The sequence below is a fragment of the Chryseobacterium cupriresistens genome, assembly GCF_046614675.1.
Lineage (GTDB): Bacteria > Bacteroidota > Bacteroidia > Flavobacteriales > Weeksellaceae > Chryseobacterium > Chryseobacterium cupriresistens.
The window spans coordinates 1-25077 of record NZ_JBKKJT010000006.1 but is presented as its reverse complement, the minus strand read 5'-3'; the positions used below and the strand labels follow the sequence as shown (position 1 = coordinate 25077).

Annotated in this window: 18 protein-coding genes; 14 read left to right on the top strand and 4 right to left on the bottom strand. The window is 37.6% G+C overall.

Annotation, left to right across the window (positions count from 1 at the left end):
• The first annotated feature begins 167 nt into the window (after nucleotides 1-167).
• The 10 genes from ACLI50_RS16610 to polA all read left to right on the top strand — a co-directional run bounded on the left by ACLI50_RS16610 (nucleotide 168) and on the right by polA (nucleotide 14259).
• Nucleotides 168-2666 (top strand): ATP-dependent Clp protease ATP-binding subunit, encoded by a 2499-nt coding sequence (locus tag ACLI50_RS16610; RefSeq protein ID WP_202843210.1) that lies wholly within the window; start codon nucleotides 168-170, stop codon nucleotides 2664-2666.
• A 60-nt stretch (nucleotides 2667-2726) separates the two neighbouring features.
• Nucleotides 2727-3590 carry a lytic transglycosylase domain-containing protein gene (locus ACLI50_RS16605; RefSeq protein ID WP_411414265.1) on the top strand — a complete coding sequence of 288 codons (864 nt, stop codon included), beginning with the start codon at nucleotides 2727-2729 and terminating at the stop codon, nucleotides 3588-3590.
• 343 nt (nucleotides 3591-3933) lie between these two features.
• Nucleotides 3934-4347: a type VI secretion system tube protein TssD gene (gene tssD / locus ACLI50_RS16600; RefSeq protein WP_053328223.1), complete on the top strand. Its 414-nt coding sequence runs from the start codon at nucleotides 3934-3936 to the stop codon at nucleotides 4345-4347.
• A 193-nt stretch (nucleotides 4348-4540) separates the two neighbouring features.
• Complete coding sequence (locus tag ACLI50_RS16595; RefSeq protein ID WP_343643207.1) at nucleotides 4541-6727, top strand: type VI secretion system Vgr family protein; 2187 nt, start codon at nucleotides 4541-4543, stop codon at nucleotides 6725-6727.
• 32 nt (nucleotides 6728-6759) lie between these two features.
• Nucleotides 6760-7617 carry a hypothetical protein gene (locus ACLI50_RS16590; protein WP_343643206.1) on the top strand — a complete coding sequence of 286 codons (858 nt, stop codon included), beginning with the start codon at nucleotides 6760-6762 and terminating at the stop codon, nucleotides 7615-7617.
• Nucleotides 7618-7634: 17 nt separating this feature from the next.
• Nucleotides 7635-8882 carry a Tle-like phospholipase domain-containing protein gene (locus tag ACLI50_RS16585; protein WP_411414264.1) on the top strand — a complete coding sequence of 416 codons (1248 nt, stop codon included), beginning with the start codon at nucleotides 7635-7637 and terminating at the stop codon, nucleotides 8880-8882.
• A gap of 1 nt (nucleotide 8883) precedes the next feature.
• Nucleotides 8884-9801, top strand: coding sequence for an ankyrin repeat domain-containing protein (locus ACLI50_RS16580; RefSeq protein ID WP_227943607.1), 918 nt, complete (start codon nucleotides 8884-8886; stop codon nucleotides 9799-9801).
• 272 nt (nucleotides 9802-10073) lie between these two features.
• Nucleotides 10074-10487 (top strand): type VI secretion system tube protein TssD, encoded by a 414-nt coding sequence (gene tssD / locus ACLI50_RS16575; RefSeq protein ID WP_053328223.1) that lies wholly within the window; start codon nucleotides 10074-10076, stop codon nucleotides 10485-10487.
• A gap of 365 nt (nucleotides 10488-10852) precedes the next feature.
• The gene (gene tssD / locus ACLI50_RS16570) at nucleotides 10853-11266 is read left to right on the top strand and encodes a type VI secretion system tube protein TssD (RefSeq protein WP_062675327.1); all 414 of its coding nucleotides are present in this window, start codon (nucleotides 10853-10855) and stop codon (nucleotides 11264-11266) included.
• Between the two features lie 158 nt (nucleotides 11267-11424).
• Nucleotides 11425-14259, top strand: coding sequence for a DNA polymerase I (gene polA, locus ACLI50_RS16565; protein WP_411414263.1), 2835 nt, complete (start codon nucleotides 11425-11427; stop codon nucleotides 14257-14259).
• 57 nt (nucleotides 14260-14316) lie between these two features.
• On the opposite strand, the gene ACLI50_RS16560 is transcribed toward polA, so the two are convergent.
• Both ACLI50_RS16560 and ACLI50_RS16555 read right to left on the bottom strand, forming a co-directional pair.
• Nucleotides 14317-14904 (bottom strand): zinc ribbon domain-containing protein, encoded by a 588-nt coding sequence (locus ACLI50_RS16560; RefSeq protein ID WP_411414262.1) that lies wholly within the window; start codon nucleotides 14902-14904, stop codon nucleotides 14317-14319.
• 225 nt (nucleotides 14905-15129) lie between these two features.
• Nucleotides 15130-15528 carry an immunity 22 family protein gene (locus tag ACLI50_RS16555; RefSeq protein WP_411414261.1) on the bottom strand — a complete coding sequence of 133 codons (399 nt, stop codon included), beginning with the start codon at nucleotides 15526-15528 and terminating at the stop codon, nucleotides 15130-15132.
• A 223-nt stretch (nucleotides 15529-15751) separates the two neighbouring features.
• On the opposite strand from ACLI50_RS16555, the gene ACLI50_RS16550 reads away from it, so the two are divergent.
• A complete protein-coding gene (locus tag ACLI50_RS16550) occupies nucleotides 15752-16399 on the top strand; it encodes an MgtC/SapB family protein (RefSeq protein ID WP_411414260.1) in 648 nt (215 codons plus the stop codon).
• A 40-nt stretch (nucleotides 16400-16439) separates the two neighbouring features.
• Here the strand turns inward: ACLI50_RS16550 and ACLI50_RS16545 are convergent, their stop codons facing one another.
• Nucleotides 16440-16925: a copper resistance protein NlpE gene (locus tag ACLI50_RS16545; RefSeq protein ID WP_238349695.1), complete on the bottom strand. Its 486-nt coding sequence runs from the start codon at nucleotides 16923-16925 to the stop codon at nucleotides 16440-16442.
• Between the two features lie 292 nt (nucleotides 16926-17217).
• Here ACLI50_RS16545 and ACLI50_RS16540 point away from each other — a divergent pair, with 292 nt between their 5' ends.
• The 3 genes from ACLI50_RS16540 to ACLI50_RS16530 all read left to right on the top strand — a co-directional run bounded on the left by ACLI50_RS16540 (nucleotide 17218) and on the right by ACLI50_RS16530 (nucleotide 21499).
• Entirely contained in the window at nucleotides 17218-19356 is a 2139-nt protein-coding gene (locus ACLI50_RS16540) for a S46 family peptidase (RefSeq protein ID WP_411414259.1), read from the top strand.
• 71 nt (nucleotides 19357-19427) lie between these two features.
• Nucleotides 19428-20426, top strand: a complete 999-nt coding sequence (locus ACLI50_RS16535; protein ID WP_411414258.1) for a polysaccharide deacetylase family protein — start codon at nucleotides 19428-19430, stop codon at nucleotides 20424-20426.
• The gene (locus ACLI50_RS16530) at nucleotides 20423-21499 is read left to right on the top strand and encodes a GNAT family N-acetyltransferase (protein WP_411414257.1); all 1077 of its coding nucleotides are present in this window, start codon (nucleotides 20423-20425) and stop codon (nucleotides 21497-21499) included. The genes ACLI50_RS16535 and ACLI50_RS16530 overlap by 4 nt, the downstream gene beginning before the upstream one ends.
• A 114-nt stretch (nucleotides 21500-21613) precedes the next feature.
• On the opposite strand, the gene ACLI50_RS16525 is transcribed toward ACLI50_RS16530, so the two are convergent.
• Nucleotides 21614-24481, bottom strand: a complete 2868-nt coding sequence (locus ACLI50_RS16525) for a M16 family metallopeptidase (RefSeq protein ID WP_411414256.1) — start codon at nucleotides 24479-24481, stop codon at nucleotides 21614-21616.
• Nucleotides 24482-25077 lie beyond the last annotated feature (596 nt).

Below are 25077 nucleotides of genomic sequence, written 5' to 3'. Positions count from 1 at the left end.
TTGAAGAATTAACTATCTTTATATCGTTTAGAATAAAATAATTAATTTTAGCATCACAAAAAGAACGATTTTTTATGTCTTGGTAAAATGAATGAAAAATAAAGATCAAAATCATCAAATCTGCATAATAAACAGAACGCAAATATATTAATATAAGAAAATTATAAATGGGAGTACTAGTAACCAACGAAACAGTAAAGCAACTATTTCATATTGCTCAGTCGATAGCGAAGGAAAACTATAATGGAACTTATGGAGGCCCGCATATCCTGCAGGCTTTAATGCATAAAGATATCGGCCTTAATGAATTCCTGAAAAGTATAGATAAAGATCCGGGTTATTTCTATGAATGGGCAGATGTTCGTATCGAAGAATATCCGAAAACCAGCCATCTTCCCGATGAAGTAGGACAGGATGAAGCGGTAGATACCCTTATTGAAGAAGCTGATGATATCCGTTTAAAGCTTGGACTGGATGAGATTACTCCTATCTGTATTCTGACAGCCATTGTAAAACCACAGGTTGTATTTTCTCTTCAACAGTTAAAATCACTTCCGTTGAGAGAACATGAGATCTTCAATCTGTACAGAAAAGATACTCCGTTTACTGTTTCAGAAGAAGGAGATTTTTCATCATTATTTTCAAATGGTTCAGCAGATTATTCAGACTCTTCCTTTCCTTCCATTAAAAGCTATTGTGTAGACAGAACGGCGCAGGCGAGAAAAGGAGAAATCGAAAATATCATCGGCAGGGACAAAGAACTCAGAATGCTGGTGGAAATCCTTTGCCGAAGAAGCAAACCGAATGTGATCATCATCGGGGAGCCGGGAGTAGGAAAAACAGCTTTGGTAGAAGGTTTTGCTACAGAAATTATTAAAGGAAATGTTCCTGAAATGCTTAAAAACGGTACCCTTTTAGAACTGGACACCGGAGCATTACTGGCGGGAACTTCTTATAAAGGTGAAATTGAAGACCGCCTGAAAAAAGTAATCAATGAATGTAAGAAAATTGAAAAAGCCATTCTCTTTATTGATGAAATCCACACCCTTTTAGACCCGAAAGGAAGTATTGGAAATGTTGCTAATCTCCTTAAGCCTGAACTTGCGAGAGGTGAAATTACCGTAATCGGAGCTACAACGCAGGAAGAATACAGAAAAATTATAGAGCCGGAACAGGCTTTCAACCGTCGTTTTGAAGTGTTAACCGTTCTTGAACCGGATGAGAAGACCTGTGTCAAAATGATTGATGTCCTATTGGAAGGCTACAAAAAACACCATGGTATTGAAGTGGAAAAAACTGCCCTTCCCGAATGTGTACGTCTGGCAAAAAGATATGCCAAAGGTAAAAAATTACCGGATGCCGCTATTGACTTATTAGACAGAACAATGGCAGCCATCAAAATGCTTGATGAACTTTCCGAAAAAGAACTTGAAAGCTGGAAAGAAAGTTATGATGCGATTTTAACAGAAGAATATGCCGACAGCAAAGATAAAGCGGATGAACTGATCTGGACTTACAACCTGCTGAGAGACAAAATAAGTCCGATTCTCTGGGGATCACTGAGTGAGCAGCCGTCCATCGACAACTCTATGCCCGTAGATCAGATCCAGAAGATTATTGAAGATACTTACGCAGAACTTTTACAGCATGCCGCCAAAAAAAGAGAAAAAGTAGACAGACTGGAGCTTGCTGCTGTAATGGCCGCCAAAACCAATATTCCGATCGGAAAAATCCAGGCTCAGGAAAAAGAAAAACTCCTGAATATGGAATCTCTTCTGTTGAACAGAGTCGTAGGACAGGACCATGCATTGAAAATCCTTTCCGACGCTATTGTTGAAAACCGAAGCGGATTGAATAAACCGGGACAGCCTATCGGATCCTTCTTCCTTCTGGGACCTACCGGAACCGGTAAAACAGAACTGGCGAAATCAATGGCAGAATTACTGTTCAATGACGAGAAAGCCATGGTACGCTTTGATATGTCAGAATTTAAAGAAGAGCATTCCGCAGCTTTGCTATACGGAGCGCCTCCGGGATACGTAGGATACGAAGAGGGTGGTATGCTGGTAAACAAAATCAGACAACAGCCTTATACCGTTGTGTTATTTGACGAGATTGAAAAAGCTCACCATTCCGTTTTTGATGTATTCCTTCAGATTATGGATGAAGGAAAAGTTCATGATAAATTAGGTAAGGAAGGAGATTTCAGCAATGCACTGATCCTGTTTACCTCTAATATCGGAAGTGAAGAAATTGTAAAACAGTTCGAAGAAGGAAAAATTCCGGAATCATCTTCACTGATGCAGATTATGTCAAACTCCGGACGATTCAGACCTGAGTTCCTGGCAAGAATTACGGAGATCATTCCTTTTGCACCGATCACGGAATCTATTGCAGAAAGAATCTTTAACATTCAGCTGAAGTCACTTCATACTTCATTAACAAGATTGGGAATTGCTTTAAAAATTACTGATGAAGCGGTTAAAAATCTTGCATTAGGAGGATTCAGCAGCAAATATGGAGCAAGACAGATCTCTGGAGTCATCCGTGCACAGCTTGCAAGACCGATCTCTAAAATGATTGTGAGAGAAGAAGTAAAATCCGGCCAGACTATTCATGTAGACTGGAATAAAGACGAAGAAAAACTAAGCTGGAAAGTAGATTAAGTATAAAGCAAAGGGTATTTGCAGCCAGCTTTTACCCTTTTGCTTATAAATAAAATTAAAATGAAAACAATTGTCAGAAATATCTTTACAGGTTTTCTATTATTAGGATCCGTGATTATGATCAACGGACAGTTTCTTGCTGCTTCCGACACCTCGGAAAGCAGTGTGAAGAAGTATAAGGGTATTATTAATGCCAATAAAGATCTTGTAGAATTTATTGAACAGTTACTCCTTCAGAAAGGTCTTCCCAAACATTTGAGAAACCTGGCCCTGATTGAATCCCATTTTGACAGAAATATTACCTCAGGAGCCGGAGCAGTAGGGATCTGGCAGTTTATGACAGCACATGCCAACCAATACGGACTTACCGAGCAGGGACGTACCGATATTTATAAAAGTACCAAAACAGCTGCTATTTCACTGAGTAATCTTTATAAAAAGTACAATAACTGGGTGACAGTAGTCGCTGCTTACAACTGCGGAGAAGGGAATATTGCCAAAGCGATGGAAGCTGCAGGTTCTACCCAATACCATGAATTTTATAAATACCTTCCGGGGGAAACCATTAATCATGTAAAGAAATATCTTAATGCATGCTATGCCACAGGAGAACTTCAGAGTGTACTGAATAATTATAACTCTGCAAGAATCAATAAGATTTTCTTTCAGGGAAACCGGAAAGAGACTGCTGCAGCGCTTTCAGAAACGGAGATCAATGCAGGATTCAACCTTAATATTGTCGCCGCTGAACTGAATGTAGAAGTGGATAAAATTCTTGCCTGGAATCCCGGAATTATGGAAGAGCTTCAGAAAAAAGGAGAAAGCCCATTCTATCTTCCGATGGATCTGATGCCGGACTTTCTGCTAAGGAAAAATAAAATATTGGTTCGCTCCCTAAAAGAAGGAGGAAAAATTCAGCAGTAAAATATATCAACGATATAAAAAAGCAATCAGCAAAACTGATTGCTTTTTTTATTGTACAATCTGTTAAAAACAGACCAATTTTTTACTAATAAAATCTTAATATTTCTCAATGATGTGGAAAATTATTGATTTTTTATACTTCTTTTTAATGAGTTAAATCCTTTGTTAATAGGGTTTGTGGTAGGTTTTTTAAATCCAATGTCGTAGAATTACGACAAGAAATCGTAGAATTACTACAAATTTTCAGATTTCCATTCAAATGCTTTGTTTAGCGGAAAAGAGCCTCTATATTTGCTAACACAATCACCGAATCACAAAATATTAACGATTAAAATTTACAATCATGGCCGAAAGAAATTCAAGAGGAATCTTAAAATTCAACAACGGAGAAGGACAAAAGCTGTTAAAAATGAACTACAGCGTATCAAGATCTACAGACGTTTCAGGACGTGTAGCATCAGATCCTTCCAACGCTTTGATCAAAGTTACAGTAGAAGCTACTGAAAAATCAGACATCCTTGAAAGCTTACTGAACGGTAAATACAAGCCAACCGTAGGAGAAATTACTTTCAACAAATCTCACGAAGAAGGAACACTGATCACTTTGAAATGGGAGAACGGATACGTAATCCAGCACGAAGTAGACTTCGATGCTATCGACAGCAACAGTATGCTGATCAGCTTCGTAGTAAGCGCTGAAACCATTGATTACGGTACTTCCCAGTACGCAGGACTATGGCCTTCAGCAGGTAAATAAGCCTATTCATCATCTTAGTAAAAATAAAATTGGTACAGAACAGCCCTTGTAAAAGTTTGCTGTTCTGTTTTCTGCTTTACAATAAGTTTCAGATAAATAATCCTTACAGAAACCAATATCTGGAATTTACAAAGCCTGTAATGATACCTACAGCATCAATTCAACATTTATTAACTTAAAAACACGTAACACTATGTTTCAAGATGATAAAATTAGAGTAAAGAATTCTCAGCAATCTATCAGCCAGGATACAGAGACGATCAAAAAAACTGCGCAGGAAAATGCGGTTACGAAAGCAGATGAAAAGGTAAACGAGGCAGGGAATAAAATAAAAAAGACAGCAGAAGCGGCACAGCATTTAAATTCAGCACAGGAAACAGGAAAGTTTCTGAATCAAACGCTGGTTTCTAACGACCCTTCCGTTGTTGAGACAAAAGTATGGGCCAAACAGCCTACTTCAAAAATACATAATGCAGAAGCAATTTCTCAGAGCTATATAGCAGGAATCAACCGGGTTATCAAGCTTGATGTAATCATAGAAGGTGAGATCATTAATCATTTCAAGCATTTTAAGCTGGTACAGAGTGCTACCAGACACCATGAGTTCAGTCTGATACTGGCTCATGATACTTTGGGTAAACCGGAAAATCACAATTTGGAAGAAGCTCAGAAATTTTTAGGAAAAAGAATCACAGTTGTTTTCAAATATAAAGATATTGAGAAAGGAGCCGAACGTAATTTTGTAGGAGTGGTTACAGAAGTAGGTTTCAGCCAGGAGAAAGGAAGTCTTGGAAATATTATCATCAAAGGTTACAGTCCAACTGTACTTTTGGATGCAGCCCCTCATATTCAGAGCTTTGGAGGAAGTCAGCCTGTAAGTTTGAACAGTATTGCTGATCAGGTAATTAAAGAAGGGCTGGGACAGCATAAATTTGATTTCAGAGTAGATGCCCAGCATGGAAATATATCGTACAGCTCACAGTATGAAGAAACCCATTATAATTATCTCGCAAGAATGGCAGAAGCTTATGGAGAGCAATTTTATTATGATGGAGAAGTTCTGCACTTCGGAAAGCTGCCGCCACAGGAGAAACCTGTCAGGCTTACTTACGGAAGTAGTGTAAGTGACATAGCCATCAAAATGAAGGCCCAGCATGTAAGTCCCACTTTTTATGGTTATAACAGCAGTAAAAATGAGAAGCTGACGGCTGGTAGTTCGAAAATTAACCATACTTCAGATATTGCAAGACGTGCTTACGAAATATCAGAAAAAACTTTTACCACTCCTTCTTTGAGAGTGGCGCCTATTAAAGCATCTTCCTTTATGGATATTAATGCTTCCCAGAAGGGAACCGCAGGAAGCAAGGCTGCAGAAGTTTTCGTTACTTCGGGAACTACAACAGTTCCTTTCTTATATCCGGGATGTATCGCAGATATCGAAATGCGTAAAACAGAGAGCAATGAAACCGCTTATTTTACAAAACTGATGATTATTGAAGTTTCTCATGAAGTGGATGCCAGAGGCTATTATGATGGCAAATTTGAAGCAATTGCAGCAGATACAGGATTTATTCCTCGTCCCGAATTTCAGATGCCCAAAGCAGAAGCCCAGTTTGGAAAAGTGATTTCAAATACAGATCCTTTAAATCAGGGAAGAGTACGTGTGCAGTTCGATTGGCAAAGCGGACCTGATACTACTGAATTTGTCCGCGTAATGACCCCGGATGCAGGAAGCAGTGATAAAGTAAATAAGAACAGAGGATTTATGGCTGTTCCGGAAGTGGGAGACCAGGTTATTGTCAATTTTGTACATCAGCACCCGGACCGTCCGTTTGTGATGGGAGGAATGTTCCATGGGGGAATAGGTGGCGGTGGCGGAGCCGGTAACAATATCAAAAGCCTGAGCAGCAGAAGTGGAAATAAATTAGAATTAAATGATGGTGAAGGCTCTGTATTTCTGACGGATCAGGGCGGGGCCAACATGAAGTTTGACGGGGCTGGAAATGCCCAGACGAATGCCAATAACAATAAAACGGTTAACGTAGGAAATAATAATACGGTAAATGCCGGCAGTACAAATTCTATTAATGTCGGAGGAAAAGAAGGCGGGGCAGCCAATTCAGTCCTGACAATGGACGCAGCCGGAAATATTGCTCTGGAAGGAAAAACAAAAATTGAATTAAGAGTTGGTGAAAACAGTATCACAATCACTAAAGAAGGGATTACTATATCTGCAAAAGAAGGAATGCTGGATTTGAATTCATTAAAAAATGCATTACTGGTAACACAGGATAACCTGAGTATTCACAGTAAAGCAGTCACTTCAATGAATGCTACAGGAGATATATTTATTACCGGAAGTAATGTTGATATCAACTGATGCCGCGAATATATTCTAAAACGTATTAAAACATGACTTTGGAACCGAATAAAGTTGAAAAAAATGACCAGCTGGCAGGATTCAAATATGCCTGGTACAAAAAAAGAGAATATAATATCAATATAAAATCCTATCTTACTTTAGGGACAGGAAAAGCCAACCAGACGGAAATAGAAGAAGACTGGGTAGTAATACCGGGAGAATATAATCATATTACCATACAGTCTTCTACCCAGCGATATATTCAGGCAGACGGGCAGATGCAGCCATTTTATGAAATTCTTGAAAAAATAAATAAAGCGACTGAGGTTGTTGAATTATCTTTAAATACGGATAAAAGTATCCACGAAGTAACCAATAAAGGTGAAATTGTAAGCAGGTGGGAAGAGATAAAGAAGGATCTGCATTTTTTTGAGCTGGTAAAAGAAAGTTATAAGGTATTTATTCAGATCTATGATAAAGAATTTAACAATATAGATCGTAATATCAGACAAAACTTTTTGTATCAGATCATGTTTTATCCTTTACCGGCATTCAGCGGGGGAAGTTTTACAGATGAAATTCCTGTAAGAACAGCTTTGTCAACCCTTTTTCCGGGAGAAGAACTTGATTATAGTTCCTCGTATAAAATTTTAAAAAACAAAGAAGGAGGCTTCACTGTGAAACTGGATGGAAAAAGTAAAGGAAATCAGTCCCGCTTTGAAAGTATTTATAAAGATAAATATCAGAGAACGCTCGGAAATGCTCTGGAATATAAGTATGCCATCGAGGGAGAGTATATTTATAATGAAGATTCTGTACTATCAGAGGTTATATTTCATGTGAAAGAAGAACTGAATGAAAAGATGATCTATGTATGCAGGTACCACATAAGATTAAGTGAAAAATAACAATTAATACGATCACTATGAGTCAATTATATATCGCACAGGATACTCCGCTTACTTGTAGTAAAGGCCGAAGACTTATAGGAATTGGAGTCAGTTCCCAGTCTTCCGTAAAATTGAAAAAAGGAGCTAAGCTGATGGCCACGGAAAAGGACCGTTTTAAAGACAATTTTATCTGTCCTGAAATGATGATGGCAGGAGCATTAGCAGGGGTAGCAGTAGCGGCAGCTTTCTCCGGTGGGCTTTTTGTTTTAGCGGCAGCCGCCTGGGCAGGAAGTGCCCTTATAGATGACTGCCTCAATATCTGTTCATTTCTATGCAAGGGAAGCGACTGGCAAAATACCCATCCAAAAGTAAAAATTGAAAATAAAAAACCTCTGTTGCAAAATTCCAGTCTACACTGTTTCATAGGAGGTAAAATCACCTTTCATTTACCTGTTGCCCAGCTGCAGGAAGCCTCTATTGCCAGTAGAATGGCCCAGGATTCTTACGAAGATAACGGGAAGAATACCAGTATTGATGGGTACACACGAATCAATACAGATGATCAGGCTGAGCTGGATAAGCTGTTCGGTCCGGGCGTGTTAACCAGCAAAGATTTCAATACCAATAAAGATAACGGCTTCTTTTCCTCTTTATATTATAATAAAGAAACAGGAGATTATTTTGTGGCATTCAGAGGCTCAGAACCTAAAGGAATGCAGTTTTATCATGACTGGTTCATCGAAGATGGAGGACAGGCTCTTGGTTTCGCAACGCCTCAGATAGAAAAAACGAGAATGCTTGCGGAAAAAATGGATAATGCGACCGGAGGAAAAGTGAAATTTACCGGACACTCATTAGGAGGAGGAAACAGTGCCATGGCTTCCTATTACACAGGACTTCCGGGATATACCTTCAATGCAAGAGGAGTACATGGCAATACACTCGATTATCTCGATAAAAAAGGAGCCGTAAAATCAACTTCCGGAATTATCAATTACAGTACAAGTAATGATATTCTTAACGGGCTGCAAAATAACAGGGAAGGTCTGCTCTCTACATTGGCTTTATCCAGAATTCCGGGGCTCAACAAAATTGCAATTTTCGGAGGTCTTACAGGAGGTGTTCCGAGAGCGCTGGGAGAACAGAATGAAATCTTCGGGTACATTGAGGATAATGAAGGGCTTGGCCTAAAAACCATTGGAAGCGGACATAGCGCATACAACGATGCGTTTCAGGCGATGCTGGCCACTATAAATACTGATGTTGTAGCTAATAATATATAATATGAAACCATTTATTTTAATAATACTTTCTATCATGACACTTTTTTCCTGTTCAGATTTTAATCTTAGGTCGCGTAAAAACGAAAATAGAAATCAATATCCTCCTTCAAGAATGTTTACAGGAGACGGTTTATCAGCTGCCCAGAAAATGTTTGATGGAGATCTGAAAGGCATGGAAGAAATTATTAAGGAAAAAAATATTGATATCAATAAATTACAGGAGAACACAGGGTATACCTTACTGATGTATGCTTCTATTATTGAAGATTTGAAAGCTATGGAAAAGCTTTTAGAGCTGGGAGCTGATCCCAATATTATAATACCTCATGAAGGTTTTGAGTCTCCTCTGAATCATGCTGTAGCACTTAATAATTACGAAATGCTGCAATTACTTTTCAAATATAAAGCCAGTCCTAACCCAGCTGTAGGGAATTCCCCGTTATCTGATGCAATGACCCTTGGAGGTGAGGAAAGTACCGAAAAGAAAATGATTGATTACTTACTTCAGAATGGCGCTGACATCAATAATGTTTCTTATAACGGAAGCAACATTATGGAAAGTGCAGCCAGGGATGATCTGGATATGGCAGAATACTTTCTGTCCAAAGGAGGATTGCCTAAAATAAAAGGAACAGACCTTTGCCCAATGGCAGATTATATTCAGTATAAGGAAAAGCAGAAAAGTGACCGTAATCTGCCAGACTCTCCTTATTATCAAAAATTATTCGGAATTAAAAAACAGCTGGTTGATCAATATAATGTAGCGTTCCCGTATAAAAAAGACACAATAGAAGAAGCAAAACTTAGAATAAGACAGTATGAATCTTTAAGTTCTAAAGATAAGCTATCCGTGAATTTCAAAAAAAATTACGGAGAAAATCTTTATCAGGAAGATTTAAACAGAGTTAAAGGAAAATGACAGTGTTTATAACATGATTATTCCGGACGATTTTTTGTCTTTGACGTATGAAATATTTTAATTTCAAAGATTTTCTGTTTTTTATGTAACGTGTTTATAATTAGTGTATTAATTTAATATGTAAATCCATTGTCGTAGAATTACGACAAGAAATCGTAGAATTACTACACTTTTTCAGTTTTATATTCAAATTTTTTTTTAAGCCGTAAAGAGCTTCTATATTTGCTAACACAATCACTGAATAACAATATTAACGATTAAAATTTACAATCATGGCCGAAAGAAATTCAAGAGGAATCTTAAAATTCAACAACGGAGAAGGACAGAAGCTGTTAAAAATGAACTACAGCGTATCAAGATCTACAGACGTTTCAGGACGTGTAGCATCAGATCCTTCTAATGCATTAATCAAGGTGACAGTAGAAGCTACTGAAAAATCAGACATCCTTGAAAGCTTACTGAACGGTAAATACAAGCCGACAGTAGGAGAGATTACTTTCAACAAATCTCACGAAGAAGGAACACTGATCACTTTGAAATGGGAGAACGGATACGTAATCCAGCACGAAGTAGATTTCGATGCTATTGACAGCAACAGTATGCTGATCAGCTTCGTGGTAAGTGCTGAAACCATCGACTACGGTACTTCCCAGTACGCAGGGCTATGGCCTTCAGCAGGTAAATAAGCCTATTCATCATCTTAGTAAAAATAAAATTGGTACAGAACAGCGGACAAGAGACGCTGTTCTGTTTTTTATTTAGCAGGATCAGAATTTTTAAAATCATATTAAAGTAATATATCTCTTTAAGGTGTAATAATAAATTTCTGTTTATGCCCTTACTATATTTGTTATAAGGTATTTATCTTCTGTTTTTAAATCTAATGTCGTAGAATTACGACAATAAATCGTAGAACTACGACATCAAATCGTACAATTACGACACTTTTTCAGATTTCCCTTCAATTGCTTTTTTATCAAACCCAAGGAGGCTATCTTTGTTATATAATTATTGAATTACAATTTATTACTAACGATTAAAATTTACAATCATGGCAGAAAGAAATTCAAGAGGAATCTTAAAATTCAACAACGGTGAAGGGCAGAAACTGTTAAAAATGAACTACAGTGTATCAAGATCTACAGACGTTTCAGGACGTGTAGCATCAGATCCTTCCAATGCATTAATCAAGGTGACAGTAGAAGCTACTGAAAAGTCAGACATCCTTGAAAGCTTACTAAACGGTAAATACAAGCCGACAGTAGGAGAGATCACTTTCAACAAATCTCACGAAGAAGGAACACTGATCACTTTGAAATGGGAGAACGGATACGTAATCCAGCACGAAGTAGATTTCGATGCAGTAGACAGCAACAGTATGCTGATCAGCTTCGTAGTAAGTGCTGAAACCATTGATTACGGTACTTCTCAGTACGCAGGACTATGGCCTTCTTCAGGTAAATAATCCCATAAACTTAAATAAAAAAAGGAACAGTGTACCTTCGGGTATGCTGTTTTGTTTTTTTAACCCCATCCCGAACCTCGCATCCCGATACCCCGAAACCCTTCCTCAAACTATCAACTTTTACTCCTATTTTCTTATATTTGTTCATTATTCAAAATATGGACGCAACACAAGATAAAAGGCTGTTTCTCATCGATGCTTATGCGATGATTTTCAGAGGATATTACGCATTAATCAGGAATCCGAGACTCACCAGCAAAGGTCTGGATACTTCTGCCATCTTCGGTTTTACCAATTCTCTCATCGAATTGATCAGAAGAGAAAAACCAACACACCTGGCAGTAGTTTTTGATGTTGGACAGGCCAGTGTAAGAACTGATGATTTCTCAGAATATAAAGCCAACAGAAGCGAAACTCCCGAAGCAATCAAAATTGCGATTCCATATATCCACAAAATTCTGGAAGCAATGCATATCCCGATTCTTGGGGTAGAAGGATATGAAGCCGATGATGTCATTGGGACTATTGCATGCAAAGCCGAAAAAGAAGGATACACCACCTTCATGGTGACACCGGATAAAGATTTTGCACAGCTGGTTACGGATAAAATTAAAATTTATAAGCCAGGTTTAAAAGGCGGTGACATTGAAATTTTAGGAGTAGAAGAAGTAAAGGCAAAATATGAGATTGATGATCCTAAGCAGGTGATTGATTTCCTTGCCATGATGGGAGATGCAGTAGATAATATTCCTGGATTGGAAGGAGTAGGAGAGAAAACTGCTATGAAATTCCTGAAAGAATTCGGCAGCATTGAAAATTTATTAGCCAATACGGATAAACTGAAAGGAAAACTGAAAGAAAAAGTAGAAGCTTCCGCAGAACGTGGTATTATGTCTAAAAAATTAGCCACTATCATCTGTGATGCTCCTGTAGAATTCCATCAGGAACAATACGACCTGGAAACTCCGGATTTTGAAAAAGTAAAAGAGGTCTTTGACGAAATAGAATTCAGAAGACTATACGAAAACCTTTACAGGGCTTTCGCTCCTGCAGCTGTAGAAACAGTGGTTGTAAGTGAAGTAGAAGTAAAACAGACTCCGGCCGGAACCGAAGTAAAAGGACAGGTTATGCAGCTTGATCTTTTTGCCAATTTTGAGGAACTGGATCAGGCAACTTCTACAAAGTCTACGATTGAGAATAATGATCATCTGTATCAGTTTATCAATAACCCGAAAGCACAGAAAAAACTGGTTGACAATCTGCTGCAGCAGAAAGTGGTATGTTTCGATACGGAAACGACATCATTAAACGAGCTTGAAGCAGAACTGGTAGGAATGAGCTTCTCTTATAAAAAAGGACTTGCTTACTATATTCCGTTCTCTGAAAACAAGGAAGAAGTGTTGCAGACCCTGGAGATTTTCAGACCGTTTTTCGAAAAAGAAGACCTGCTGAAAGTAGCGCACAACCTTAAATTTGATTACAAAGTTTTAAAACAATACGACATCACCGTGAAAGGCGCCATGTTTGATACCATGATTGCCCACTACCTCCTGAACCCGGACGGAAGACACGGGATGGATTATCTCTCAGAAGTATATCTGAACTATAAACCGGTATCCATTGAAACCATTATCGGAAAAAAAGGGAAAAAACAGGGGAATTTCAGAGATGCTGATCTGAGAACACAAACAGATTATGCAGCAGAAGATGCAGATGTAACTTTCCAGTTGTATGAGCTATTCGCACCACAGCTGAAAAAGGAGAACCTGGAAGAGCTTTTCTTTAACATTGAAATGCCTCTGATGGAAGTACTTGCAAAAATGGAACTTTCAGGGATTTCTTTGGATGAAAAATGGTTGGCACAGGAAAGTGTTGACCTTGAGAATGATCTGAAACAGCTTGAAACAAAGATTTTTGAACTTTCAGGAGAAGAATTCAATATGAATTCACCGAAGCAGCTGGGAGAGATTCTGTTTGAAAAATTACAGCTCGATCCAAAAGCGAAGAAAACAAAAACAGGTCAATATGCAACATCAGAAGATGTGCTTCAGAAGCTGAATTCAAAACATGAAATCATCAAACACATCCTGGAATACAGAACATACCAGAAATTAAAATCAACCTATGTAGACGCTTTGCCTTCACAGATCGAGAAAAAAGATAACAGAGTACACACCAACTTCTCACAGACCACAGCGGCTACAGGCCGTTTGGCGAGTGTAAACCCCAACCTGCAGAATATTCCGATCCGAACGGTGAGAGGACAACAGATTCGTGGTGCTTTTGTTTCCGGAGAAGGAAAAAAGATTATCTCTGCCGATTATTCACAGATTGAACTTCGTTTAATTGCTGAAATTTCAGGAGAAGATAATATGATCAAAGCTTTTCAGGATGGAGAAGATATCCACGCTTCCACAGCGGCAAAACTCTTTAAAATTCCTTTGGCTGAGGTATCCAAAACCCAGAGAAGCCAGGCTAAAACTGTAAACTTTGGAATTATCTACGGACAAGGAGCTTTTGCTTTGGCAGAACAAACCGGATTGTCCCGTACAGAAGCTAAACAAATGATCGAAGCATATTTCGAAACCTATCCGAAACTGAAGGAATACATGGCTGAGCAGGTGAGCAAAGCACGCCAGTTGGGGTATGTGGAAACCATATTGGGAAGAAAGCGTCATCTGAAAGATATCAATTCCAACAATTTCGTGGTAAGAGGTCATGCAGAAAGAAATGCGGTAAACGCACCAGTTCAGGGAAGTGCTGCCGATATCGTTAAAATTGCCATGATCAAAATCGCCAGAGAGCTTGAAGAGCAGCAGCTTACAACAAAAATGCTTCTTCAGGTACATGACGAACTTGTTTTTGAATCTCCGGTAGATGAGATTGATGCCGCTTCAAAACTGATCAAAACTGAAATGGAAAGTGCCCTGAAAACGCAGGTTCCTTTATTGGTAGAAATTGGAGTAGGAAATAACTGGCTTGAAGCACATTAATTTTTATTAAATAGTAGTTTAAAAATAGGTAAAAAGGTGAGCTATTTGCTCACCTTTTTAATTATAAGAAGTTATAATTTGACTTTCATCAAAATAAAAACAAGATGGGTCATAATCATGCCAACATGCCTGATAATGTGGGCCATCACCATAGTTTGATGTGTTGACATTATTAGGCTTTCCTCTCATATATACGAGCATATCATAATGCATTCCAATCCACACCTGATGTTCTGCAATTTTAATGCAGTCTTCCTTAGACCATTCGCGATGCTTTTTATAAATTTTTCCTGCTTTTGTTTTTAAGAATTTTTCTTCCTCAATTTTTTGTTGTTTATCAATACTGTCAATTCGTATTTTATTTTTAATGCTATCCTCTTTAGATAATTGAGATACTGAATTGGTTGTTAGACTAGACGTATTTTCTGTTTTAGAGCAGGTTCTAATCAGAAATATTGTAAATAAAAAAGCAATAAATATGAGTAAAGCAATACCACATCCATTACCCTTTTTTTGAGGTGTATTATAAGAAATTTTTTGTGAAGAATTTTTTGTGGATTCATTTTTAATGGAATAGCCACATTGTGAACAAAAGATATCGGTACTACTTAATTCTTTTTGGCACTTTGGACATTTAATAGACATAATTATATTTTTGATAAGCAAAAATATTTTGGACAACCGAGAATAACTTACGGTTTTCCGTAATTAGAGCGCCAAATTATAAAAGTGTTTTTCTATAAATTAAAGATCAATTTCTTTTGTTATCTTCTTTCCCAAATGCTTTTATTCTTCTATTAACAACAAGTGATCACACGTATCATGAAATCACTTGTTGCCGGTGTTGAGAAAGCAGTTTTGCTTTGGTTATTAAATATCGTATTCTATTTCTCCCACATAATGCAGTGAAAAATCATCATTTTCTACAGAAACAGGATTAGGAATAACAAATCTTGTGGCGAAAATAATAGCATTTACGGGTGTATCCAGACTGAGTTCGTTTAATTTATTTTCCAGAACCGGAAGCCATTGGTCAGCATAAGAATACTCTGCAAACTTATCATAAAGACTAAGGCTTTCATCCTCAAAACCATATTCAATAAAATCATCATCAAACCATTTGATGTTCTGTGATTCTGCAAACCTGGAAACATACTGATCATCAGTTTCTTCCTCTATATAGTAATTTTCATCCTCTTCTACAAAGTTGTAAAAGTCTTCTTCACTCTTGAAATATCCTAACCAGAAGTGTGAAATTTCTTTATCCATAATAGTATATAAGTATTATTTTTTTTGATTTTTTTAATAAGTGACATTTTCCTGCGTTGATGAATATCCCTTTTATACAAGAAAATTTCCGCAATTAAAATGTAACATTACAAAAGTTTTTTGTGAAACAAATTTTTTGAGGCAGCAACGCAAAATCTCCTCAGCAAAGATAGTTCCTTAATAGGATTTATTGTAAATTTATTCTCTGTTTAAATTATAAAAGATGGATTTTCTTCAGGACCATTATATTATTAAAAATGAATTGCTGCTGATCCTTATTTCAGTTATTCTAGGACTGTTTATTGGTGCTGAACGTGAATACCGTAATAAGTCGGCCGGTCTCAGGACCTTTATTCTCGTGTGCTTCGGTGCCTGCCTTTTTACGATACTTTCTATAAAAATAGGTGTGGACAATCCGGATCGTCTTGCCGCCAATATTATTACAGGAATCGGATTTCTGGGGGCAGGAGTCATTTTCAAAGGAGATAATAAAATTGAAGGAATTACCACAGCAACCACTATCTGGGCAACTGCTTCTATTGGAATGGCTGTAGGTTCCGGCTATGTTTATATTGCATTGTTGGGAACTACGTTGGTATTACTTATTTTAAGTGCCCTGACTTATCTCCAGAATTTTATTGATAATTATAATAAAGTAAGGGAATACAAAATTGCCGTAACAGACTCGCAGGATATTAAATATTGTGAAAATATATTTAAAGAAAATCATTTAAGATATCAGATGCTTAAACAGCAGTATTCCCAGGAAAGCTTTACCGTAATATGGAGGCTTACGGGAAAAAATAGCCATCATGAGGAAGTCATCGGCCGTCTGGTGGATGATCCGAAAATTAAAGCGTATCAGTTTTAGACGGTAAAAAGCAAAAAAATAAAGGCCGAAGCCTTTATTTTTATTTTTTCTTAAATACATAAAGATCTTTGTTAGGGCCATCGATCTCTTTTCCTTCCATATCCAGTTGGATCAACATATTCTCACCCACTTTATATTTATATTGGGCTGTTTTCCCTTTTAAAGTAATCATGCTTCCTGTAGCATCCCATTCAAAAGTGCCTTTATCCTGATTTTTTGAATTCCTCTCAAGATATTCCTCCGTGATACTGAATGTTTTATCATCATTCAATGTTAAAGAAGTCTTGATTCCCGGACAGTCTGCACAAGGAACTGTTGCTTCATAAGTTCCGGCCCAGTCCAGAGCATTTTCAGACGTATCACCAGCAGCTGTAGGAGTAGCTTTAGTGATGCTGTCTGCAGCAACAGGTTGTACAGCCGTAGCAGAATCTGTAGTCGCTGTTGTTTCAGTGGTTTCTTTTTTAGAACATGAAGCAAGGAACAGAGCTGATGCCATTCCCAACATGAGCATTTTACTTTTCATCATAATAATTAATTTAAGGATGTTTTTAATAATAAAGTTACTTCCAATCAACAAAAATTGAGCCAGAAGAACATTGAACAGCAGATTGAGCAATGGTGAATAGTCAATTCGCTCCGCTTGTCAATTTTTAATGAATTTACTTACTGTTTGATTATAAAAATTCACTATTCACTTGTGAAGCAAGATTCACTATTGACCATCACTATTTTCCAAAAACGAACTCTTAGTAACTTTTCCACCCGTTTTATAAAGCCTGTTCCTATTTTTCTTTGTAAATTGGGGCAAAATTTTGATTATGACAAAAAAGATACTTTTATCTGTATTTCTTTTGCCAGCTGCAATGGCATTTGCGCAACAATATGGAGGAATGTGGATTCCTACAGAGCTGAATGAAAAGGAAATGAAGGATTTAGGAATGAAGATTTCTGCAAAAGATATTTTCAATCCTCAGAAACCAAGCATTAAAGATGCGGTTGTACAGTTTAACGGCGGATGTACTGCAGAAATTATTTCGCCTAAAGGATTGCTTTTAACGAACCATCACTGTGGTTTTGGGCAGATTCAGGCACACTCTACCGTTCAGAATGATCTTCTTTCAAACGGATTTTGGGCAAAAAATACAGAAGGTGAACTTCCTAATCCGGGAGTAAAAGTAGATTTTATTGTAGATATAAAAGAAGTTACTGATCCTATTTTAGAAGGTACGGACAATCTTACAGAACCTGAACTTACTAAAAAGATCAACAACAATATTGAGGTGTATAAAAACTCTCAGAAAATTGAATCTTACCAGTCAATCATGGTAAAACCAATGTATTATGGAAACAAATACTATGCTTATACCATCGAAACGTATAAAGATATCCGTCTTGTAGGAGCTCCGCCTCAAAGCATCGGGAAATTCGGAAGCGACACAGACAACTGGGTTTGGCCGAGACACACCGGAGATTTCTCGATGTTCAGAATTTATGCAGACAAGAACAACAAACCTGCAGAATATTCAAAAGACAATGTACCATACGTTCCAAAGCACTATTTACCGGTTTCTATCAAAGATAAAAACGAGAACGATTTTACTTTTGTTTTCGGATTCCCGGGAAGAACTACAGAATACCTTCCTGCAATCGCTGTAGAGAAGATCATGAAAGATATTGACCCTGCAAGAATTGCGGTACGTGATGTGGCTCTGAAAACGTTGGACGAAAAAATGCGTGTTGACAATGAAACCCGTATCAAATATGCTTCAAAATATGCTTCAGTAGCCAACTACTGGAAAAAATGGATCGGTGAAGTAGAAGGATTGAAAAAATCCAATGCTGTAGAAAAGAAAGTAATGTATGAAGGTTCTTTGGTCGCTAAAAATCCTGAGATCAAGACTACTTTGGATCAGCTGAATAAACTGTACAACGATCAGGCTCCTTATGCATTAAACAACGCTTACTATACAGAAGTAATCAAAAATGCGGAGACTTTGAAATTAGCTGGTGATTATTATGATTTCGTTGCGTCTGTAGAAGCAGGAAGAATGGATGAAAAAGAACTATCAAAGCTGAAAACGAAATTAACTTCTTTCTATAAAGATTACAGTGCTGAGCTTGATGCAAAAGTAACTGCAAAACTATTGGCTTTGTACGTTAATAAAACAGCACCACAGTTTTTACCGGCAGGATTCAGCAAATATAAAGATGAGAACGCTAATATTCCTGTTGTAGAAGATATGTCTAAAAACTCTGTCATTACAGGAAGAACTGCTGTAAACGGAGGAACTTTAACTGCTGATATTGATAAAGCATTTTCTAATCAGGATAAACTGATCAGAACTTTAAAGAAAGACCCTATTTATCAATTATATGTTTCGATGAAAGAAACCTATATGAAAACTGCAGATCCGCAATACACTTCAATGCAGGCAAAAATTGATGCTTTGCAGAAAAAATTCATGGCGCAGCAGATGAAGACGGATAAAGACAGAAAATTCTTCCCGGATGCCAACTCAACGCTTCGTGTAACTTACGGTAAAGTGAAAGGTTCCACTCCTAGAGATGCCGTTTCTTACGGATACCAGACTCACCTTGCAGGAGTAATGGAAAAGTATGTTCCCGGAGATTACGAATTTGATGTTCCAAAGAAACTGATTGATCTTTACAACAAAAAAGATTTCGGAATCTATAAAGATAAAACAGGTGATGTTCCTGTAGGATTCACTGCTACCAACCATACAACCGGAGGAAACTCAGGAAGCCCGGCTCTTGATGCTAACGGAAACCTTGTCGGATTGAATTTCGACAGACAGTGGGAAGGAACAATGAGTGACATCAATTATGATCCGCGTTTCAGCAGAAACATCATGGTAGATACAAAATATATTCTTTTCATTATTGATAAGTTCGCAGACTCAAAGTGGATTGTTGATGAAATGAAGATTATAAAATAATTTTAAAAGTTATACCTTTAAGAATCTATTTGAATTTAATTTTGAATAGATTCTTTTTTATTTACAATAGGATGAAAGAAAGGATCATCAATGTTTTGGCAGCTTTTGAAACTGGGAATATCGGAAAATCATTTCCGCTGGATTACTGTCTGCCGCTTTATCACAGTGTTTCCGATAAAGAACTTCCTCATTTAAAACATGTGATCCGTTATAAAACGACTCAGCAGTTTGAAGACGATCTGGATCACATGGCCAGTAATTTTCAGTTTGTGAACTGGCAGGAGTTTAAGGATTATATAGCCGGAAGCTTTAAACCTTCAAAAAAAATTGCCCTTTTAACTTTTGATGATGGTTTCAGAGAGTTTTACGATATTGCGGCTCCCATTCTGGAACGAAAAGGAATATATGCCTGTAATTTTATCAATCCGGCTTTCATAGATAATAAAGAGATGATGTTCAGGTGCAAAGCGAGCCTTGTTGCCGATGCTGCTGAAAAAATAAAAACCATAGATCCCGAAATTTATTTTATCCTGTCGTTGAAAAATATGGATAGAAGGGTTTTACAAAAGAAAATTTTATCCATAAATTATCAGGAAAAAGATATTCTGGATCAGCTTGGTGAAAAACTTGAGGTAGATTTTAAAGCCTATTCAAAACAGTACCAACCTTATTTAAGTACAGATCAATTAAAAGAACTTACCCGAAAAGGCTTCGGAATCTCTTCGCACAGCTGGGATCATCCCAAATATGGCGATCTGTCTTTGAAAGAACAAATGGCAACAACCAACAGAACTTTTGGCTATTTAAAAGAAAATGGTTTTTTGTACGAAAGTTTTGCATTCCCTTTTACCGATTTTGAAGTAAAGAAAGATTTTTTTGATGAACTTTATAAAAATGAAGAGATCTACTGCAGCTTTGGGTGTGCCGGTATAAAACTGGACAGTGTGAAGAGAAACTTTCAAAGAATTCCAATGGAAATGGGAGAGAGCGGAGCACAGATATTGAAAAAAGAAACAGCTTACTTCAGATTGAAAAGCCTGATGAATAAAAATACGATTGTGAGAAAATGATAACGCTGAAAACATTCAATAGAAAAGAACTGGAAGATTTTATATCCTCCGGAGCTTTCCGGCAGTATGATTTTCTTCCGGTTACCAGACACCGTGCGCTGTCTCATATTCAGAATCCAAAAGCAGCAGACGAAGATGCACTTCTTATTCTTGCTTTTTATGAAGATAAACTGATCGGTTATGTGGGATGTTTTCCGGATTGTTTTATCATTGATGGAAAAGAAATCCGCTATGCCTGGCTCAGTACCCTGTATGTAAACCCGGAATACAGAAAAAAAAGACCGGCGAAAGCATTGCTGAAAAAAGTTTTTGAACAATACGAAGGCCGGATTGCCATTACAGAATTTACCAAAGAAGCAGAAGCACTCTACAATATTATGGGTGTTTTTGAATATGTCTTTCCCAAAGAAGGCAAACGCTACTACTTCAGAACCGATGCCGCTAAAATGATTCCTGAAAAGAAACCGGGAACACAACCGTTGAAACCTCTTTTTCAAATTCTGGATGCCGCTGCCAATGGAGTGATCTCAATAAAGAACCTGGCCGCACCAAAACCAGATTTTAAATATGAAATTCTGGATCATATCGACAAAGAAAGTGCATATTTTATGAACAGGTTTCCCGGGATGCGCAATGCAGACGAAATCAATTCTTTTATAGAAAATCCCTGGGTTTTGGAAGGCAAAAAAGATGAAAAATACCTGTTTTCAAGTTTTGCCGACAGCTTTAAATATTTCTGGATCAAAATTTTAAATAAAAATAACAAGATTACATCCTGTTTTCTGCTGCAGCTCCGTGATGGCTATCTTAAAATACCTTACCTTTTTACGGACGGTAATTTCGATGAGGTTATCCGGTTTTTACAGTATTTCATCGTGAGTCATAAAGTAAAAGGCTTTACTTCTTATCAAACCGTACTAAACAGGGAAATACAACAGTCAAAAGTATTTTCCCCTATCTATGAACGTGATTTTAAAAGGGAGTACCTGTTTCATAAAAATCTTTTGGAATTGCTTCCCGGTCATTTTAACCCAAACTATCAGGATGGTGACGGAGATTGCATGATGACGTAATAGAATGATGAATGATGAATGATGAATGATGAAGGATGAGCTACACGTGATCAATTATCATTCATTACTTATAAAAAAACAAACCGCCCGATAGAATGATCAGGCGGTTTGTTTTTAATGTCCAAAAATATCTTTCAGACTTACTTCTTTAAATATCCCCATTTTGTTGACAGCTTCCATATCAAGATTCTCTTTTTTGCCGATAATAGCGGTGTTAAAATGTATTGATTTGACTTCTGTCTGATAAAAATGCTTGATATCCTCAAATGCCAAGTGCTGGATCTGTTCATAAATATCTTTTCTGAAATCATGATAGATATTTAATTTCTGCAGTCTTAAGGTATTGAAGAATATATTGTTTCGGGTAACCCTTGTTGAAGCAATCTGTTTCAAAGCTGCATTTCTGGCATTCTCAAACTGAATAGGAACTTCCGGAAGCTCGTTCATCAGTTCATTCAGGGTATCTACAGCGATCATAAGCTTGTCAGGCTGGGTTCCGATATAGGTCGTTACATAATCAGGATGGTTCAACTCAGAATTTGCCGCGTAAGATACATAGGCAGAGTAGGCAAGGCTTTTACTTTCCCGCATCTCCTGGAAAACAATGGAAGATAATCCTCTTCCGAAATATTCATTGAAAACATTGATCTTTCCAAAATGAAGCGGGTTCACTTCGTTTCCTTTACCAATCTTGCTCATTTCCATCTGAACCATATCATAGTTGATGAAATACACGTTTCCTCCCGTTGCCGGTTCCGGATACAGTTTGGCTTCCGGTATCTGAAGGGTTTCAGGTTCTATGTACCCACCGATGTATTTTGTAAAGGTTTCAAAATTTTTACCATAGAAAAATACCTGGTAAGGATATTGGAAAAGCTTTTTCATTCTGTCTGTAAAAACTTCAGCACTGCTGTTTTCAAGCTCTTCCTTAGAAATAACATCCGTAAAACGTGAGTTGCTGCCCAGCTTTGTATAATTGTTCAGGGCTGTTATAATACGGTTTTTATCTTTCTTCATGGCCTGGCGGTTTTCCAGTACTGTTCCCACAAACTGATTATAGATTTCCTGATCAGGCTGCACATCACGCATCCAATGCTGCAGAAGGGCAATTCCTTTTTCTATATTTTCTTCCAGTCCGCTCAGCGAGATGGTCAACTGATTGTTCGTTGTTTTAAAATCATTGCTGATTCCGATTTTGAAAAATTCCTTTTTTAAATCCTCCGGCGAAAGGGTATCAGTTCCCAAATACTGAAGAAGCTGAGTTGAAACCCCTAAATCTCTGTCATGATCACTTCCAAAAGAGAAAATGAAATGTACCTGAGCAATATCGTTGTATTTATTCTTTACGAAACTTAATTTCTTTCCGTTAAGCTGATCTGTAACGATTTCTTTTTGATAATCAATAAATTCAGGCTTGATATCCTCAGTTTTATCCGCTAAAATCTCTTTCAGAAACTCTGACTGCGTATCACGGTTGATCTTAACAGGAGTGATACCTGGATTCTCAACTCTGATCAGTTTGTCGTTTACCCCTTTTTCTTTATTAACAACCACATAGTTTTCCTTGAAAAACTCATTGGCAAAATTCACTACGTCATCTTTGGTGAAAGAGGCATACTCATCCATTTCATTCAGTTCCTCTTCCCAGGTTCTTCCTTTTATATAAGAATCGTAAAGATTGGTGGCAAGACCTTCGGCGGTCTCAAGACCTTTCATTCTCTGAAGTTTGAAATCATTGATGATGGCTGGCAGCATCCAATCCGGAAAATCTCCTTTCTTGATCAGCTCAATTTCATCCAATACCATATTCTTTGCTTCCTCCAGAGTCTGTGTTTCCTTAGGAACCGCAACAATGGAGAAATATCCATACTGTCTTAGTCCTACAGAAAAGGCTTGAGCCCAAAGCATCTTCTGCGTCTGGTTAATGTGTAAATCCAATAATCCGGCTTCTCCTCTGTTGCTGAGAATATTCGCAACTACATCAGTCAGCATTGCTTCTCTTGTTCCATAGCTATCCGTTCTCCATGCAATCTGAGTACGTGGAGTAGTAGGACTTTTTACCGTTCTGACTACAACTTCTGTAATAGGCTGTTCAGTAATGGGTGTCTTTTTAGGAAGCTCCTTATAAGGTAGAGTCCCGAAATACTGATCAATTAATTGGATCGTTTCATCGAAGTCAAGATCCCCAACCAGTACCATAGCATAATTATTAGGAACATAATATTCATCAAAATACTTATGAATAGCCTTCATCGATGGATTCTTCAGGTGTTCCGGTTTTCCCAGTGTTGTTTGCTGCCCGTTAGGATGAGTCGGGAAAAGAGCATCCATCAGTTCGTAGTTCACAAGTCTTGTGTCATTGTCCTGCGCTCTGTTGAACTCCTCATATACCGATTCCAGCTCAGTATGGAAAAGACGAAGTACAATTTCAGAGAACCTTTCCTTCTCTATTTTCAGCCATTTTTCAAGTTCGTTATTCGGAATATTGTTTTTGTAAACCGTTTCATCAAACCAGGTATGCGCATTGGTACCACTGGCTCCCAGAGAAGAAATCGCTTTATCATATTCATTGGCAATGGCATATTGGCTGGCTTCCTGGGAAACTTCATCAATCTTCTTGTAGATTTCCCTTTTCTTTTCAGGATTCTGTTCCGCTTTATGTTCTTCATACAAAGCCGAGATCTGATCAAGAAGTTCTTTTTCCTTTTCCCAGTTCTGAGTTCCGATTTTTGAAGTTCCTTTAAACATCATATGCTCAAGATAATGTGCCAGCCCTGTATTATCAGCTGGATCATTATTACTTCCTGTTCTTACCGGAATGAAGGTCTGTATTCTCGGAGCATCAAAATTCTGAGCAAGAAAAACCTTTAATCCATTTTTCAAAGTATAGATTCTGACGTTATTTTCGTCATGGGTTACCGTAATATATTTGTATTGGTTTTTATCCGTATGTACCGTTTCCTTATATTTTCTGTCTGTCATATAAAACTCATTTCATTCCTTAGAAACCGGAATGGACTACAAATGTAAGGATTCAAAAAAAATGTTGATCCTTTTTTATCATTATTACATCTATTGTTACGGTTGAAAAAGTGAATTATAAGCAAGAATCAGCTATGCAGAAAGGAATAAGCTTTTTAATTCTTCATCCAATACCCTCAAACTTTTTCACTCTCCAACTCTCCAATTTTTTCAGGAGCTACTTCCTGCTATCCATTCATACTCCTCGCGCCCACGCACTCCAACGCTGTCACCCTGAGCGAAGCCGAAGAGCCCCCCACCCTCTAACCCAAGCTGCGGGGTAACCATTTCTATCAGGGCTAGGGTAGGAGTCGTTAATGATAAGTGGTTAATGATGAATGATGAATGATGAATGATGAATGATGAGGTTCTGGTTATTGAGTTTCGAGGTTCGGGTTTCCAGGTAGAAAAGGAATATTGGTATTGAATTTTCATATTGCAGATTTCTATGTAAACATATTATTGAGTATAAATCCCTATTCCCATTGTATCATTCCGCAGGAATCCAAATTCTTTACAAGAACGCTTGTAAGTTGGCAGGATAATATCTAAGGTCT

Excerpts from the sequence above, each read along its gene's own strand:
- ACLI50_RS16610 (WP_202843210.1), top strand. The coding sequence starts at position 168 with ATGGGAGTACTAGTAACCAACGAAACAGTAAAGCAACTATTTCATATT.
- ACLI50_RS16605 (WP_411414265.1), top strand. The coding sequence starts at position 2,727 with ATGAAAACAATTGTCAGAAATATCTTTACAGGTTTTCTATTATTAGGA.
- tssD (WP_053328223.1), top strand. The coding sequence starts at position 3,934 with ATGGCCGAAAGAAATTCAAGAGGAATCTTAAAATTCAACAACGGAGAA.
- ACLI50_RS16595 (WP_343643207.1), top strand. The coding sequence starts at position 4,541 with ATGTTTCAAGATGATAAAATTAGAGTAAAGAATTCTCAGCAATCTATC.
- ACLI50_RS16590 (WP_343643206.1), top strand. The coding sequence starts at position 6,760 with ATGACTTTGGAACCGAATAAAGTTGAAAAAAATGACCAGCTGGCAGGA.
- ACLI50_RS16585 (WP_411414264.1), top strand. The coding sequence starts at position 7,635 with ATGAGTCAATTATATATCGCACAGGATACTCCGCTTACTTGTAGTAAA.
- ACLI50_RS16580 (WP_227943607.1), top strand. The coding sequence starts at position 8,884 with ATGAAACCATTTATTTTAATAATACTTTCTATCATGACACTTTTTTCC.
- tssD (WP_053328223.1), top strand. The coding sequence starts at position 10,074 with ATGGCCGAAAGAAATTCAAGAGGAATCTTAAAATTCAACAACGGAGAA.
- tssD (WP_062675327.1), top strand. The coding sequence starts at position 10,853 with ATGGCAGAAAGAAATTCAAGAGGAATCTTAAAATTCAACAACGGTGAA.
- polA (WP_411414263.1), top strand. The coding sequence starts at position 11,425 with ATGGACGCAACACAAGATAAAAGGCTGTTTCTCATCGATGCTTATGCG.
- ACLI50_RS16560 (WP_411414262.1), bottom strand. The coding sequence starts at position 14,904 with ATGTCTATTAAATGTCCAAAGTGCCAAAAAGAATTAAGTAGTACCGAT.
- ACLI50_RS16555 (WP_411414261.1), bottom strand. The coding sequence starts at position 15,528 with ATGGATAAAGAAATTTCACACTTCTGGTTAGGATATTTCAAGAGTGAA.
- ACLI50_RS16550 (WP_411414260.1), top strand. The coding sequence starts at position 15,752 with ATGGATTTTCTTCAGGACCATTATATTATTAAAAATGAATTGCTGCTG.
- ACLI50_RS16545 (WP_238349695.1), bottom strand. The coding sequence starts at position 16,925 with ATGATGAAAAGTAAAATGCTCATGTTGGGAATGGCATCAGCTCTGTTC.
- ACLI50_RS16540 (WP_411414259.1), top strand. The coding sequence starts at position 17,218 with ATGACAAAAAAGATACTTTTATCTGTATTTCTTTTGCCAGCTGCAATG.
- ACLI50_RS16535 (WP_411414258.1), top strand. The coding sequence starts at position 19,428 with ATGAAAGAAAGGATCATCAATGTTTTGGCAGCTTTTGAAACTGGGAAT.
- ACLI50_RS16530 (WP_411414257.1), top strand. The coding sequence starts at position 20,423 with ATGATAACGCTGAAAACATTCAATAGAAAAGAACTGGAAGATTTTATA.
- ACLI50_RS16525 (WP_411414256.1), bottom strand. The coding sequence starts at position 24,481 with ATGACAGACAGAAAATATAAGGAAACGGTACATACGGATAAAAACCAA.